The 15,007-nt window shown below is 66.0% G+C and carries 14 protein-coding genes and 2 tRNA genes; 10 read left to right on the top strand and 6 right to left on the bottom strand.

Features of this window, described 5'->3' with window-relative positions; genetic code table 11:
* Position 1: 1 nt before the first annotated feature.
* Complete coding sequence (locus FX134_RS11115) at positions 2 to 754, bottom strand: hypothetical protein (protein WP_080801802.1); 753 nt, start codon at positions 752 to 754, stop codon at positions 2 to 4.
* 19 nt (positions 755 to 773) lie between these two features.
* A complete protein-coding gene (locus FX134_RS11110) occupies positions 774 to 1,676 on the bottom strand; it encodes a hypothetical protein (RefSeq protein ID WP_080801800.1) in 903 nt (300 codons plus the stop codon).
* Positions 1,677 to 1,837: 161 nt separating this feature from the next.
* On the opposite strand from FX134_RS11110, the gene FX134_RS11105 reads away from it, so the two are divergent.
* The 8 genes from FX134_RS11105 to FX134_RS11070 are packed head-to-tail and all read left to right on the top strand — an operon-like array spanning position 1,838 to position 10,551.
* Positions 1,838 to 4,438 (top strand): hypothetical protein, encoded by a 2,601-nt coding sequence (locus tag FX134_RS11105; protein ID WP_080801797.1) that lies wholly within the window; start codon positions 1,838 to 1,840, stop codon positions 4,436 to 4,438.
* A 1-nt stretch (position 4,439) separates the two neighbouring features.
* Positions 4,440 to 6,719: a fibronectin type III domain-containing protein gene (locus tag FX134_RS11100; RefSeq protein WP_080801795.1), complete on the top strand. Its 2,280-nt coding sequence runs from the start codon at positions 4,440 to 4,442 to the stop codon at positions 6,717 to 6,719.
* Positions 6,703 to 7,767 carry a hypothetical protein gene (locus tag FX134_RS11095; protein WP_143412189.1) on the top strand — a complete coding sequence of 355 codons (1,065 nt, stop codon included), beginning with the start codon at positions 6,703 to 6,705 and terminating at the stop codon, positions 7,765 to 7,767. Before FX134_RS11100 ends, FX134_RS11095 begins: the two co-directional genes overlap by 17 nt.
* A 4-nt stretch (positions 7,768 to 7,771) precedes the next feature.
* A complete protein-coding gene (locus tag FX134_RS11090; protein ID WP_080801790.1) occupies positions 7,772 to 8,377 on the top strand; it encodes a hypothetical protein in 606 nt (201 codons plus the stop codon).
* A 17-nt stretch (positions 8,378 to 8,394) separates the two neighbouring features.
* Positions 8,395 to 9,003 (top strand): phage baseplate protein, encoded by a 609-nt coding sequence (locus FX134_RS11085; protein ID WP_080801785.1) that lies wholly within the window; start codon positions 8,395 to 8,397, stop codon positions 9,001 to 9,003.
* A gap of 43 nt (positions 9,004 to 9,046) precedes the next feature.
* Positions 9,047 to 9,325 (top strand): hypothetical protein, encoded by a 279-nt coding sequence (locus FX134_RS11080; RefSeq protein ID WP_143412188.1) that lies wholly within the window; start codon positions 9,047 to 9,049, stop codon positions 9,323 to 9,325.
* A gap of 9 nt (positions 9,326 to 9,334) precedes the next feature.
* Positions 9,335 to 9,571 carry a holin gene (locus tag FX134_RS11075; protein WP_080801778.1) on the top strand — a complete coding sequence of 79 codons (237 nt, stop codon included), beginning with the start codon at positions 9,335 to 9,337 and terminating at the stop codon, positions 9,569 to 9,571.
* Positions 9,571 to 10,551 carry an endolysin-like domain-containing protein gene (locus FX134_RS11070; RefSeq protein ID WP_143412187.1) on the top strand — a complete coding sequence of 327 codons (981 nt, stop codon included), beginning with the start codon at positions 9,571 to 9,573 and terminating at the stop codon, positions 10,549 to 10,551. Before FX134_RS11075 ends, FX134_RS11070 begins: the two co-directional genes overlap by 1 nt.
* Before the next feature lie 12 nt (positions 10,552 to 10,563).
* Here the strand turns inward: FX134_RS11070 and FX134_RS11065 are convergent.
* From FX134_RS11065 to FX134_RS11055, 3 genes are all read right to left on the bottom strand, one after another.
* Positions 10,564 to 10,637: transfer RNA gene (locus FX134_RS11065), tRNA-Gln, on the bottom strand.
* Positions 10,638 to 10,739: 102 nt separating this feature from the next.
* Complete coding sequence (locus tag FX134_RS11060) at positions 10,740 to 11,210, bottom strand: hypothetical protein (RefSeq protein WP_080801773.1); 471 nt, start codon at positions 11,208 to 11,210, stop codon at positions 10,740 to 10,742.
* Positions 11,211 to 11,378: 168 nt separating this feature from the next.
* Positions 11,379 to 11,454: transfer RNA gene (locus FX134_RS11055), tRNA-Lys, on the bottom strand.
* Positions 11,455 to 11,689: 235 nt separating this feature from the next.
* On the opposite strand from FX134_RS11055, the gene FX134_RS11050 reads away from it, so the two are divergent.
* Together FX134_RS11050 and FX134_RS11045 are read left to right on the top strand one after the other, a co-directional pair.
* Positions 11,690 to 12,133 (top strand): universal stress protein, encoded by a 444-nt coding sequence (locus FX134_RS11050; protein WP_080801770.1) that lies wholly within the window; start codon positions 11,690 to 11,692, stop codon positions 12,131 to 12,133.
* Between the two features lies 1 nt (position 12,134).
* Complete coding sequence (locus FX134_RS11045; protein WP_080801768.1) at positions 12,135 to 13,400, top strand: MFS transporter; 1,266 nt, start codon at positions 12,135 to 12,137, stop codon at positions 13,398 to 13,400.
* On the opposite strand, the gene FX134_RS11040 is transcribed toward FX134_RS11045, so the two are convergent.
* A complete protein-coding gene (locus tag FX134_RS11040) occupies positions 13,397 to 14,833 on the bottom strand; it encodes a helix-turn-helix transcriptional regulator (protein ID WP_080801766.1) in 1,437 nt (478 codons plus the stop codon). The genes FX134_RS11045 and FX134_RS11040 overlap by 4 nt on opposite strands.
* Positions 14,834 to 15,007: the final 174 nt, after the last annotated feature.

The raw sequence follows: 15,007 nt of genomic DNA, 5'->3' as shown, positions 1-15,007 counted from the left end.
CTTACAGAAGCGCCCACGAGAATATGACGACGAACGCGATGCCGAGCACGACGAGGACGAGCGTCGTCACGATCGCGATGACGCGGTGGCGCAGCAGGCGGCTTTGCCTGGCATCCTCGATCGCGGCGAGCTCCTCTTCCGGCGTGCGGGCGAGCACGTCGTCGAGGTGGCGCTGGGCCGCCCACACGGCGGCCGTGTCGTAGTAGGCGGTCTCGTAGGCCGCGCGCGCCGCGTCGAGCTCGCGCGTGTCGGCCCGTGCGCGCGCGAGCTCGCGCTCCAGCCGGGCGAACTCTTCGGCCTCGGACGGCCCCGCCCCTCCGGTTTTCGCGGCGGTGTTCATAACCAGCGCCGCGAACGCGCGTGCCGCGCCCTCCTCGTCCGGGTCGCCCATGGCGGTGATCCTCATCCCGTTGGGGAAGTCGATGGTGATGGAGAGGGTTCGCGTGTCCGGCCCGGAGCTCGGCTTGCTCCCCGCCGTCGTGACGGTCGAATGGACGCCGCGGACGAGCGGGGCCGTCGTCTCCCCGTCCGACACGCGATCCGGGTACAGCGTGATGCCCTCGTACGTGGACAGGCCGTTGACGAACACGTCCTCGGCTTCCGCGACCAGCTCCTCAAGCGCCCGGATGCGCTCCCAATAGCCCTGCTCCGCCTGCTGCATAGCGGCGAACGTCGCGTTCACGGCGTTCGCATGGTAGGCGCTCGCCGCCGCGAGGTTCTGCTCGGCCCAAAGCAGGTCTTCGGCATAGCCCATGGACGCCTCCCTTTCCTTGTTAGCTGAGCACCATCGCGACAATGGCCGCAACGATGGCGATAACGACGATGACAGCGATCAGCACCATGATCAAACCAGACTTTGCGCCTTCTCGCTCGTAAGCCATAACTTCATGAGCCGGGGCACTGGCTCTCAAATCGGCAAACTCTTTCTCGGCAGACTCGATCGCAGAAGCGTCGACTCTAGCTTCTTTCAGCGCCTCTTCCGCCACGCTCACCGCGAGTTTCGCTTGAGCTATGTCTTCGAGCACGCCGGGATCCTCGCGCATCTCCGCCAAAGCAGATTGGGCCTCTTCGATTGTTGAGGTGTCCGCCACAAAAGCTTTTCGCTCCTGCCTGAGCTCGCAGATTTTCGCGTCTCTCTCAGCTATCACGGAAGGGTAATCGACGATGGCTTGCTCGATCTTGCGAGCGAAGGCGCGCACGGCCTCTTCTTCTTTTGGATCGAACTCGACCATGATGCATCCGTCAAATGAACTCACCACGAGGAAAAGCTCCTTGCAGTCTTTGATGACGCCGAACCTGCCCGCAGGGTACTCGCCTCCTCTTGCGTCCACCTCGACGCGTGTCGACTGATCGAATTTTATCTTCGATCCTTTTCCAGACACACTATCGGCATAAAGGGCGACTCCTTTGAAAGTCCCGAGCTTTTTCCTAGGCGATCGATTCGCTTCCTCTATCTTGGCATCAAGGTCATCGATATGCCTTTTGCGCGCCCGCTCGAGAACGAGGATCTTTCGCTCGGCGTCCCGAACCAGTTGCGCATGATTCCTTTTGATGTCTTCGAGATCCCTCTCAGCCCATTTCAGAGCCCTTTCAGCATCTCGGATCGCTGACTGGTAAGCAATTTTCGCGTCCAGAATCTTCTCTTCAGCTGCCCTCGCCTCTTCCCGATAACCCATAAACCCAGTCCTTTCTTTGATGAAGCGAGTGACACCTTCGCGATGATAGACCCATCGCTTCGGCCATCGAAAATCCGGAGTACGAATTGCCCCATTGTAACAAGCTGAGCAAAGGAGGAGCGCATGCATTTCGTAAATCAAAAAGAGGAGGTGCGTGGCATATGGCTGACGCCAAGGCAACCATTGAAGCAACCCTTGACGCTTCTCGCTACAAAGCCTCATTGGAAGCCATTGTACAAGCCACTGAGAAGCAGGCTGAAGCTATAAGGTCTTCTTTAGCAACGTTGGGAGATTTAAACGACGCTATTGACCTTATCCAGAAAATCGGAGGTGCCTGGGCAAGTTTAACCATCCCTGTCCAACAGGCTGCACAGACCATCACAAGCAACATGACCTCCCTTATCAAATTTCTGGGTGGGACAGTTGCGTCTTCTCTTTCTGTCTTCGGTCGCGACATGGCAAAAACTTTTCAGCTAGCAGCAGAAAAGGCAGGCAACAACATCGGCGCGCTTAAACTCTCCCTTACGAAAGCTTTCTCGGAGGTTGGAAAGGCCGTGGCAGACAACGTCCCCGCCATCGTCGCACCTTTCGAAAGCCTCTTCAAAAAAGCTGAAGGAAAGGTAACCTCCGCGATCACCAAACTCACGAAAAAGGTCAATGAGAAGATGGAGGACGTTACCGACTTCACCGAAAAGGTTGGCGGCCAGATCGCGTCCAAGGCGACAGAGGCCAGCGGAAAGCTCGCTGATGCCTTTGAGGGGTTTAAAGAAGCCATTGCACCGAGGATGAGCAGCATTGCAGCAAAGATCAAGGAGTTCGTCTCGCCCATCGGCAAGGCGTTCGGCAGCATGGCAAGCGCCATCCAATCCGCTGCCGCAAAGTCGGTCGGCGCGGCAAAGGCATTCGCGTCCAAGCTCGTTGACGCGGTGGGCGGTTTCGCGAGCTCCATCGGCTCCGGCGTGTCTGCCATGTCCTCGAAGGTGAAGGAGTTCGTCTCGCCCATCGGCAAGGCGTTCGACAGCATCGTCGATTCGGTGAAGAACGCAGCGAGCAACGTTGCGGGCGCGATAAAAGGGTTCGTAAAACCCATCGCAACGACGCTGAAAGCTGGTATTGGATCTGCGGTCGACAACGCCACGAACACCTTCAAAGAGAAGTTTTCGGGTGCTTTCGAGGGTGTCGGCGAAAAGGCTTCTGCCGCTTTGGGCGGCATCGGGTCGGCGGCAGGCGGCATGGCGAAAGGGATAGCAGGGGCATCGGTCGGAGTGGCGGCCATGGCTGCCGGGCTTCTCGGGCTCGGCATGTCGGCGCAAAACCTCGAGGGCGGCTTCGCCGAGATGGCCAGTAACGCCATCGGGAGTATCACGCAACTCACCGAAACGCTTCCCATCGTCGCCTCGCAGATAGCCGCCGTGCTGCCGCAGTTCGCTATGCAGCTGGTGTCGGCCATGCCGGCGTTCATGGATGCGCTCACCAGTGCGTTCAGCCAGATCGTCAACGTCATCCCCGAAGTGCTTCCATTGCTCACCGACGGCTTGGCAGGACTGGTCGCCGACCTCGGTGCCGCTATGGTCGAGCTTGCCCCCGCGCTCGTCGAGGCGGGCGTTCTGCTGCTCACCTCACTTGCGGAGGCGTTCTCGGAAGTCTTGCCGCTCCTCTCAGAGCAGCTTCCTGCGCTCATCGAGGGCCTGTGCGCGGCGCTCATTGAGAACATGCCGGCTTTGCTCGAGTCGGGGTTGCAGTTCTTCCTGGCTCTCGGGCAGGCGTTGGTAGAGGTGCTGCCGCTGCTGCTGGAGCAGTTGCCCACCTTCATCGAGGGGCTGGTGGGAGCACTCGTCACGTTCCTCCCGCAGCTCATCGAAGGCGGCGTTCAGCTGTTCACCGCGCTCGTAGAAGCGCTTCCGCTCATAATCCCAGCGCTTGTGGCGATGGTGCCGACTGTCGTGCAGGCGGTGTGCGATATGCTGCCGACGCTCGTACCCGTGCTCGTCATGGCCGCCATCCAGCTGTTCATGGCGCTCGTTGAGGCGTTGCCGTTGATAATCCCGCAGTTGATCGCGGCGGTTCCCACGGTCATCAACGCAGTGGTCAACATGCTTCCCACGCTCATCCCGGTATTGCTGGCTGCGGCATTCACGCTGTTCACCGCCATCGTTCAGGCTGTGCCCCGAATCCTTTCCTCGTTGCTCTCGGCGCTTCGATCGCTCATTCAAAGCGGGACCTCCGCCGTCGGGTCCATGGCTTCGAACATGGCGAATGCCGGATGGCAATTGATTTGCGGCGTCGTCGACGGCGTCAAGCGAGGCGCGCAGCAGGTCATCGACGCCATCGGCGGCGTCATCAACGACGCTATCGGATGGGCGAAGTCGCTCCTCGGCATCGCTTCCCCCTCGAAGGTGTTCCGCTCCATCGGCGGGTACGTGTCCGAGGGCTTCGCGGAGGGCATCGCGGCCAAGGCCGGCGAGGCCGTGAGCGCGATGCGCGACTTGGCGAGCGACGTCGTGGACGCGGCGCGCGCGGACCTGCCGGCCATCGAGATACCCGTCGGCCTGGACGCGCGCAAGCTCTCGGGGCGCGCGCTCGACGGCTTCATCGGGGGCTTCGGCTTCTCCTCGGCGTTCGCCGCCGCGGCGGCCGCGCCCGTCACGAACAATTACTACACGATCGAGAAGGTGGACCTGTCGGGCAGCCCGGCGGCCGCCAAGGCGGCGGACACGCTGTGGAGCGGCGTGCGCCGGCAGATGAGAATGGGGGCGATGTGACATGCAATGGTCGGGAGCGAACCAACCCTACGGCGACCAGCGCGCGCTGTACGCGGGCGTCGAAGCGTGGGTCAGCCGCACCACCGACACGCAGGTGTGGGTGTCGGTGCGCGGCGTGGCCACCTCGGGATCGGGGTGGGAGGCGGCCTACCAGTACGGCGTGTACAACTACGTGGGCTACTACTACGAGTCGGGAGGCTACGCGCTGGCCTCCGACAGCGCGAGCGGCGTGCTGAACGGCACCTCCTGGGTGGCCGACTACACCCGCGAGTTCGGGCCGTTCGACCGTCGAAGCGCGGCGTACTCGCTCAAGTTCTTCAGCTGGGTGCGCGGCACCACGGTGAGCGGCTACGGCGCATGGGCCGGCAGCGCCGAGGCGCAGCAGTGGGTGACCATCCCCGCGCTGCCCGTGTACGCGCCCGCCGCGCCCACCGGCGTGTCCAACACGCGTCAGAGCGACAACCGCAACGTCGTGAGCTGGACGAACCATCCCGACGCGACGCATCCCTACGACGCGGTGAAGGTGGAGCGCGCGGTGGACGGCGGCAGCTGGTCGCAGATAGCCAGCCTGTCGGGATCCGCCACCTCCTACGCCGACGCCTCCATCTCGCCCAACCACGCCTACGCCTACCGCGTGCGCGCGGCCAACGGGGCCGGCCACAGCGCCTACGCCACGAGCGCGACCACGTACAACACGCCGGCCGCGCCCACGGGCGTGACGGCTGCGCGCTCGGCCGAGACCACCGTCGCCCTGTCCATCGAGAACCCCGCCCTCACCGCCACGGCGCTCGAGCTGCAGCGTTCCTCCGACGCGAGCGCCTGGACCACCGTGAAGACGGTGGAGGGATCCGCCGTGGCCGAGGCGCAGGACGCCCCCGGAGGCGGCACGTTCTATTACCGCGCGCGGAACACCCGCGGCTCGCTGGCCTCAGCGTGGTCGCCCGCGTCCAACAAGGTGGTGACCATCGTCGCCCCCGCCGCGCCCACGCCCGTCGCCCCGGCCTCGGGCATGGTGGTGCCCAAGTCGCAGGAGAGCGTGGCGTTCTCGTGGCGGCACAACCCCATCGACGGCTCGGAGCAGACGGCCGCCCAGGTGCAGCACAGCGTCGACGGCGGCAGCACGTGGACGACGGTGCAGGCGGAGGGCGAGGCGCAGCAGAAGAGCGTCGCCAACGCCTGGCCGGTGAACGCCACCGTGTCGTGGCGCGTGCGGACGAAGGGAGCCCATGCCGACTACGGCGCGTGGTCGAGCGTGCAGGCGTTCCGCGTGTGCCAGGTGCCCACGGTGGTCATCTCGACGCCCGCCGCCGACGGCGCCGTGATCGACGACGTGCCGGTGCGCATCGCTTGGACCTACGCCGACGAGTCCGGGACGCAGCAGCGCGCCACCCTTTCCATCTCCGACGCGCAGGGCGCGACGCTGTGGAGCGCCGTCGTGCAGGGCGACGCCGCCTCGGTGTCCGTCAGCTCGGCCGAACTGCTGCCCGAGAACAACGCGATCTTCTCCATCGCGCTCACGGCGTACTCGACCTCGGGGCTCTCGACGTCGGCCACGCGCACGTTCGCGACCGACTACGAGGAGCCGCCCGCGCCCGAGGTGCGCCTCGAGGTCGACTCGGCGAACGGCCGCGTGGCAGCCACCGTGTTCGAGGGAACGGCTGCGGAAAGCGCGCCCCGCACCGTGTCGCTCGGCCTGTTCCGCGACCGCATCGACGGAACGCTTTTGTGCCTGGCCGACCGCGTGCCGTCGGGCACGGGCGTGACCGACCCCTACCCGCCGCTCGACCGCGCGCTGCGCTATACGGCAGTGGCGTACACGGAGAACGGCCTGACCGCGCGGACGGAGGCTTCGGCCGTCGTGCCGTCCGGCGGCGCGGCGTTCGTCAACTTCGGGGCGCACGGGCTGGCCGACGTGGCCAAGGTGGCCATGGACCTGGAGTGGAGCACCGACGTGGAGGTGGACAGCGAGATCGTGGAGACCGAGGGCGACGCCGATCCGCTCGTGTTCTTCGGCACGGCGAAGCGGGCCTCGTGCAGCGTCTCCGGCAACGTGTGGCGGACGCCTGAGGCCGTCCCCGAGGGATGGGGCGACGCGGCGTGCACGGCCCCGGCGTTCGAACGGCTGGCCGAGGACGACGGCGTGAAGGTGGTGCGCTTCCCCCGGGGGCCGGTGATGGCGGTGCATGCCACGTGCAAGGTGTCCGCCTCTGCGGCGAACGGCCTGGTGTCGGCGGTGGAGCTGAACGGAAGGAGGGTGAGGGCCCATGGATTGGTTCTGTAGCGGGCGGGTGGATTCGTTCCGCTTCGTGCGCGTGTCGCTCGCCACGTGGCGCGAGCTGGAGGAGGTCGCCGGCATCACCGGCGGCACGCTCGAGCGCAACGGGCAGACGGCCCTCAAGGCGTCCGGGTCGCTCGACTACGTGCTGGCTCCCGCCGCGGGCAACGACCTGGTGCGCGTGTACTCCGACAGCCTCGACCCGGCCACGGGCGAGCGGGCGACCATCGCGCACGGCACGTATCTGGTCTCGACGCCGTCGAGCACCTTCCGCGGCTCGGTCGAGGAGGGGACGGCCGACCTCTACAGCGTGCTGCACGTGCTTGAGGAGGACGCCTTCGAGGCGCCGCTCGTCCTGCCCGCGGGCACGAACGCGGTGGCGCGGGCCGCGGACATCGTGCGCGGGGCGGGGCTGCCGGCGGTGGCCTCCCCCTCCGCGGCCGTCCTGAGCGCCGACGCGGTGTTCGACGAGCGGGACGCCAGCAAGCTCGACGTGGTGAACTGGCTGCTCGACCTGGCCGGATTCGAGAGCGCCGGGTGCGACGGCTACGGAAACGTGCTGCTTGCGCCTTACGTGGATCCCGCCGCGAAGTCGCCCACCGTCGTGCTGCACGACGACGAGGGCGCCTGCGTGTACCGCAGCGGCGTCGTCCGCGAGTACGACGCCTTCGACGTGCCGAACGTGGTGACGGTGACGCGCAGCAACGCCTCGGGCGAGCCGCTTTCGGCCACCGCGGTGAACGACGATCCGGCGAGCGCGTTCTCCACCGTGTCGCGCGGCCGCCGCATCGTGCGCAAGGAGACGGTGTCGGACGCCGCCGACCTTGCCGCGCTCCACGCGAAGGCGCGGTCGCTGCTTGCCGCCAAGACGGCCGCCGTCGAGGGCTTCGAAGTGACGCATGCGTTTCTGCCCTTCGAGATGGGGGCCGTGTGCGACTTCGCCTACCGCAAGGCGGGCATCGCGCGCGACGACCTGATGGCGGTGCGGCAGACCATGAAGCTGCGCCCCGGCATGGAATGCACCACCCGGTTTCTCCGTTTCGCAAGGAGGTAGATTGATGGACGCGTATGAAATCGCAAAGCTCGTGGCGAACCAGGATCCGGCGAACCCCGTGCGGCTGCGCTTCGGCGTCGTGGCGTCGATGGGCGAGGAGGCGCTTTTGGTGGTGCCCGACGGAGAGGCCGTCGCCGTGCCCGCCGTGAGGTGCTGCCATCCCGCCGTCGGCGATCGCGTGGTGGTCGTGGCCGACGCCTCTGAGTGGCTCGCCGTGGCCGCAGTGGGCGGCGATCATGTGGACACAAGCGAGCTGTCGCGCTTGCAAGCGAGGGTTGCAGAGCTCGAGCACGACACCGGCTGGGTGAATATATATTACGTGAACACCGCCAACTCTAAGATCGACATCAAAGCAAGGCGCGTCGGCAGAACCGTTACGGTGACAGGGGTATCGGGCAACTACTACAACGTGGGAGAAAGCACCTACCACGAGGTGACAAGGCTCGACGAGGAATTCAGGCCGAGTTACACCGTGCCTTTCACGTTCAATTTCATGGGAGGCGACCCGGCAGGGCAGTCATCGTACATCGAGCCCGACGGTCTCATTCGCATGTACGCGGTCGGCTCAAATCGAACTTACTGGAACTTCTCGGTTTCGTACGTCGTGTAACTGACAGGAGCGTTGTTATGGACGCATTTGAAATTGCCAGGCTTTTCGCCCTCCAAGGCGATGCCGATTCGTGCCGGCTGCGCTTCGGGACGGTCGAGTCAATCGAACGCGACACCTTGATGGCCGTGCCCGACGGGGAGGCCGCAGCGGTGCCCGCCGTACGCTGCTGCCATCCCGCCCCTGGAAGCAGAGTGGTGCTCGCAGTATGCGGCACAACGTGGCTCGCCATCTCGGCGATCGGCGGAGACAGCCCTTGCCCTGTGTATATGGACGACATTTGGATCACGTTCTCCAACGACGATCCCCACGATCGCTGGCCGGGGACAAGGTGGGAAAAGCTGCATGACCGCATGCTCCTGGCAAGCGGAAAGCGGGACATCGGCGATGCAGGCGGCGAAGAGGAGCATACGCTGACGAAAGCAGAGATGCCCAGCCATGCTCACGCGCTCATCGGGTATTGGAGGGTGCCAAACAGCGGAGACTTTCAGGTTGCATCGTATCGGGGTATCGCTTCCGATCCGCCAACCACTGAAGAGGATTCGTCGGTGCGCTACAACGGAGGCAGCCAGCCACACAACAACATGCCGCCCTACACCGTCGTGCACATGTGGAGGAGGGTTGCCTGACTCGATGAAACGCCCACACAATCAAGAAGGGGGATGATCGCCTATGGACCCCTGCACGGAACGTCTAGCTCACAGCCAGCATCTCGGACGGCTCGATGCACGGGTGCTCGAGCTTGAGGAGGACTGCAAGGAGCTTTCCAAGTTCACCGAGCGCATCACCGTGCTCGTGGACAAGTACGACGAGAAGCTCGACGACCACGACGCGCGGCTGGCCGCGCTCGAATCGGTTCCGGCACGGCGCTGGGAGACGGTCGCGAATTACGCGTTGACCGCTGCGCTCGGCGCCGCTGCCGGGATCATGTTCGCCCATTTCGGACTTTAAGGAGCTCACATGAACGACAACCTGAAACAGTGGCTGCGCGCCGCAGCCGTACGCGCTGCGAAAACCGCAGCTCAGGCAGCTATCGGCGTGATCGGCGCCTCGACGGCCCTCGGCCAGGTCGACTGGGCGCTGGCCGCCTCGGGCGCGGTGTTGGCGGCCGTCGTCTCGTTGCTGACGAGCGTGGCCGGCATTCCCGAAGTCGACCGCGGGTCGAGCCTTCCGTCGCTCGCGAAGGGAGGCGAATGATGGCCGCGCCGAACGAAGTGGCCACGCGTATCATGGAGCACCTCGTCGCCCACGACGGCAACGGCGGGCACGGCTACACCCAAGGATCGAACCGTTGGGGCAACGCAGCGGTGGAGTCCATCGAAGTCGACGGGGTGCGCTACGCCTTCGCCGGCGGCGACCGCGACTGCTCGTCGGGCGTGATCAGCGCCTACGAGGCCGCCGGCGTCGACTGCGGCGGTGCCACCTACACGGGCAACATGCGCGAGCGCATGTGCGCAGCCGGCAACTTCGCCTGGATGCCGATGAGCTACGTCGCCCAGCGCGGGGACGTGTACCTCAATGAGCGCAGCCACACGGCCATGTGCCGCACGGCCGTGCCCGATGTGCTCATGCAGTTTTCGATCAACGAGAACGGCGGCATCGTGGGCGGGCGCGAGGGCGACCAGACCGGCCGCGAGTCGAACGTGCGCGCCTACTACGACTACCCCTGGGACGGCATCCTGCGCTACGTGGGCGAGGGTGGTTCGCCGACAGCGGGCACGACGAGCGCCACCGTTCCCGACCTGCGTTATCGCGCCTGCTCGCAGGCGAACGGCTGGCTGGCCGAGATGGTGAACCATTGGGACTCCGGCGGCTCGGACGACGATTACGCCGGCGACGGCTCGCCGATGGTGTACCTCGCGGTGGACATGCCCGGGTGGTACCAGGCCCGCACGCAGGCGAGCGGATGGCTGCCGCCGGTGCGGGGCTACGACATCGACGACCTGGAGCGGGGCTGCGCAGGGGACGGCTCCCCCATCACCGGCGTGCGCTGCTACTACGAGACGCAGAACCCTGCGGCCACCGGCTGGCTCGGCATCGAGTACGCCGTGGCAAACGTGGGCGGAGGTTTCTTCGCACCGATGATCGACCTTGCGGACACGTCCGGCTACGGAGACGACTTCGCCGGCAACGGCGGTGCCATCAGCGCCTTCCGCGCGCGTCTCGTGCGGGTGTAGGAAAAGAAGAATTGGCTGGGCCACCAGGATTCGAACCTGGATAGCTGGTACCAAAAACCAGAGTCCTGCCGTTGGACGATGGCCCAGTCACGAAGGTGGGCGCGCCGGGCATCCCTCAGCCCGCGACGCGCCCACCGATTTTACCCGGAAACCCAGGTGTTGGCAATGAGAAGATGCCGGCGCTCCGCCTACTTCTTCTGCATCTCCACTGTGGTGGTGGTCCCCAAAGCGCTGAGCTCATAGCTGAGCACGCCTTTCTCGTAAGTGAACGTCTTGGTGTCGTCGGACGAGGCCAGAAGCGCGCCGTCGGTCTGCTCGTGGTCGTTCACGGAGTCCCATGCGTAGCTCTCGGTCGCCTCGGTCGGCGCCTCGTAGGTGCCCACCCAGTAAATCGACGTCGTCTTGCCGCCGTCGGTCACCCAATCCACGGTGATGACGCCGTCCTCGATAGTGGCCACATGGTAGCTGTCCTCGGAGTTCTTGTTCGACTGCTCCCAGCTGCCGGTGAGGTCGAGCGGCTGCTTCTGCTCCTGCTCCTGGGCAGCGGGCTGGCCCTCGCCGCCCGCTTGCGGCTCGGGCGCTTCCGATGCGCATCCGGCAAGCGCGGCAGTCAAAGCGACTCCGCAGCTCAACAGCGCTATTTTCTTGAAACCGATCATATCCGTCCCTTCCCTCGGATCTGACTTTGTCCCTTGAGTATAACCGGGCGAGTTCGATGCGCAGGTGACGTTTCTGTAAAGTCTTGCGATTTGATGGGAATGGAGCGACGAGCGTCCGGCACCGTAGAAAAGGCCGGGCAGCGTGTGCTGTCCCGGCCTGTGCTTTCGTGGTGGGCCGTGAGGGAGTCGAACCCGCGACCTTGGGATTAAAAGTCCCCTGCTCTACCAGCTGAGCTAACGGCCCACGTCGTTTGATGCGCAAGCATTCATTTTAGCCGCGCGCGGATGGCCGGTCAATGATTATTGTCGACGCGCGCCCGATTCATCCGATTCGCTTTTGCGCATTGGGAGACGTTTCCCGTGCGATTCGTGCGCCCCTCGCGGCGATTGCCAGGCGCAGCAAGAACGTAACCTCCGATCGGCGCAGATCGCAGTACAATTAAAGAACACCATCACACCGGGGAAAGGCAGGTTGCATCATGTGGTGCTCGAAAATGCTCGTCGCCTACGACGGGTCGGCCCCTTCGCGCAGGGCGCTCGAGCTCGCCCGCGCCATCGGGGCGCAGGACGAGGGCATCGAGCTCGTGTTCGTCCACGTCGTGAAGCTCTACGGCATGGGCACCGGCGCGGAGTCCGTCATCTTCGACGAGGCGAACAGAGTGCTCGCCGAACTGGAGGCCCTCTCCGATGAGGTGCCGAACAAGGCGCACGCCCACCTGCTGAAGGGCACCTCCCCCGCCGACTTGCTGCTCAAGTGCGCGCGCGACGAGGGATGCGACCTCATCGTCATGGGCAGCCGCGGGCAGGGCGGCGTCAAGGGCTTCCTCGGCAGCGTGAGCTACGCGGTGGTGCAGGGCTCCCCCATCGCCGTGCTCATCGCGAAGGACGCGCCGCGCGAACAGGGATCCGAGGCGATGGCCTAGCATGTCTGCGCAAGCGAAGGCGAAACTCTGGACGAAGGACTTCACGCTCGGCACGGCCGTGAACTTCCTGCTCATGGTGAATTATTACGGGCTCATGGTGGTAGTGGCCGACTTCGCCATGAAAACCTACGGCGCGCCTCCCTCGGTGGCGGGCCTCGCGGCGAGCATCTTCATCATCGGGGCGCTCGTGGCGCGCTTCCTCGCCGGCGGCCTCATGGACCGCATCGGCCGCAAGCGCCTGCTGGTGGCCGGTGCCGTGTTCGAGGTGGCGTTCTCGGTGCTCTACCTGGCCAACCTGGGGATCGCCGCCCTGTTCGCTCTGCGCCTCGCGCACGGCATCGCCTACGGCGCGTGTTCCACCACCATCGGCACCATCGTCACGGCCCTTGTGCCCGACAGCCGCAAGGGCGAGGGCGTGGGATACTACATGCTGTCGGTCACGCTCGGCGCTGCCGTCGGCCCCTTCCTCGGGATGTTCCTCACGCATAACGCCGGGTTCTTCGTGCTGTTCACCGTGGCGGCGGGCGTGGCGGCGCTCGGCCTTTTGGCGGCGGCCGCCCTGCGCGTGCCGAAACCGGCCGCCCCGCGCGCGACCGTGGATGCGAAGGCGCGCGGCATCGCCCGGGCCGAACGGGACGAGCGCGCCGGCGGCTTCCGTGTGCCGCGCCCTCGCCTCGGGTCCTACCTGGAGCGCAGCGTCATTCCCATCGGCATCGTGTGCGCGCTCTTGTTCTTCTGCTACTCGAGCCTGCTCACGTTCCTCACGCCGTTCGCGGCCGAGCGCGGGCTGGAGGCCCCTGCGAGCGTGTTCTTCGTCGTGTACGCCATCGCCACGTTCGTCACGCGGCCGTTCACGGGCAAGCTCTTCGACCGCAAGGGCGACCGCGTGGTCATGATCCCGGCGTTCGTGGCGTTCATCTGCGGAATGGCGCTGCTGGCCACGGTGCACCGGCCGCCCGCCATGCTCATCTCGGCGGCGCTGCTGGGCTTCGGCGTGGGCACCGTGCAGGCGAGCGGGCTGGCGCTGGCCGTGCGCATCGCCCCCGACGACCGGCTGAGCCTGGCGAACTCGACGTTCTACATCCTGCTGGACACGGGCGTGGGCGTGGGGCCGCTGCTGTTGGGCCTGGTGCAGCCGCTATGGGGCTACGCGGGCCTGTTCACCGCCATGGCGGGCGTGGCCGCCGTCGCGCTGGCCGCCTACCTCTTCGTCAGCCGTAGGCGCGGGGCCATGCGCCGGCAGCTGGCCGAGGCCGAGAGGCGCTAGGCCGGCGGCTCCTGCTGCACGAGGTCGATGAGCTCCTGCTGGGAATGGACGTCCAGCTTTGCGTAGATGTTGGCCACGTGCGTCTTCACCGTGTTGCGCGACAGCACGAGCTTCTCCTGGATGAAGGGGCCGTTGCGGCCGTGCGCCAGAAGCTCCAAGAGCTCCGTCTCGCGCGGCGTGAGGCGGCAGCGCTTCGCCAGGGCCGCGCTCTGCTCTTGCAGGCCGGCCGACGCGGGGGCCGCCGCCACGGCAGGCGGCTCCTCCACGCCGTCGATGGTGGCCTGGAAGCTGAAGTTCTTGAGCGCCGTCAGGTTCACGCCCACGAACAGGAACAAGACGATAGCCAGCGCCACGGCCACGACGAAGGGGTCGGGCGTCGCGTTCACCCCGTGCCCGATGGTGGCGCCCAAAAGCAGGCCCGCCGACGACGACGCCTTTCCCCAGGCGAACACCGCCAGCGCGTTGGCCTTGTTGCGCGCGCCGATGGAGGCGAGCGCGAACCACATGAGCGCGTCGAAGCACTCGCTGCCCGCGTACAACAGGCCGTTCGCCAGCGCGCCGATGGACGCCCCGGCCGCCGAGAGCACCGTGGCCGACAGGAAGCCCGCCACTACGAACAGCGCCGCCGCCCCGTAGAGCGCGTCGGCCTTCGGCAGCCGGGGCGCGAACACCATGGCGAACACGAACGCGAGGGGCACCACGGACCAGAACGTCTGCTGGGGGTTGCCGTCCACCGAGCCGAACGTGAGCGCGAACCCGTAAGCGATGCGGAACACGAAGATGGAGATGAACAGCCCGTGCGCGAACGGCAGGTACGACGCCGGGTGCGTGACGGACGCCTCCACCGGCGGCACGCTCGCGCGCATGACGCCCAGCATGTCGAGCGCGAGCGGGCGGCACGCCGCATACGCCAAGAACGGCAGCACGGCCACCGCGATGAGGCCCACGGTGTCGTCGACGGCCCCGAACGGGATGCGCAGCGCGTAGCTCAGCACGAGCGCCGAGGCCACGCACAGCATGCACGAGCGCCCGCTCAGCTTGCAGAGCGAGATGCCGGTGAGCACGACGAACCAGCGCGTGGACACCGAGCGGAGCAGCGAGCCGGCCAAGAGCACGAGCGGCTGCTGCTGGAAGATGCCGAGCAGGATGATGCCGAACGACAGGGCGAACCCCACCATGCTCGCCGTGGTGAGCAGCTGCTCGTTGAAGTCCTTCGGGCGGCGCAGCGCCCAGACGGCCAGAATCACGAGCACCGCCACGCCGATCAGCGACGACGCGTCGCGCGCGGCGGGCAGCACGTCGTTGTACAGCGGGTAGAGCCGCGCGTTCACCAGCCAGGTGCCGAACACCTCGGCGGCGAGGGCCACCGTGCAGCGCGCCCAGGCGAGCGAGACGAGGGAGCGGAGCGCGGGCTTTTCGGCGGAAGTTTCCATGGGGTTCAGCCTAACGCACTTCACCCGCTTCTGACAAGGCAAAACCGGCATTCTGGTACCAGAGGGGTGAGGGGATTTCCGAGCTTGGAAGCATCGAAATGGTGCCTGCGCGGTGATGACCGGGGCGCGGCGGGGGCGCATGATGAGGCCCAAGCCCCGCAGGGAACCGGGGCG

This window comes from Arabiibacter massiliensis, from assembly GCF_902386925.1.
GTDB lineage: Bacteria > Actinomycetota > Coriobacteriia > Coriobacteriales > Eggerthellaceae > Arabiibacter > Arabiibacter massiliensis.
The sequence above is the reverse complement of the archived record's forward strand: the minus strand, read 5'-3'. Positions and strand labels throughout refer to the sequence as shown.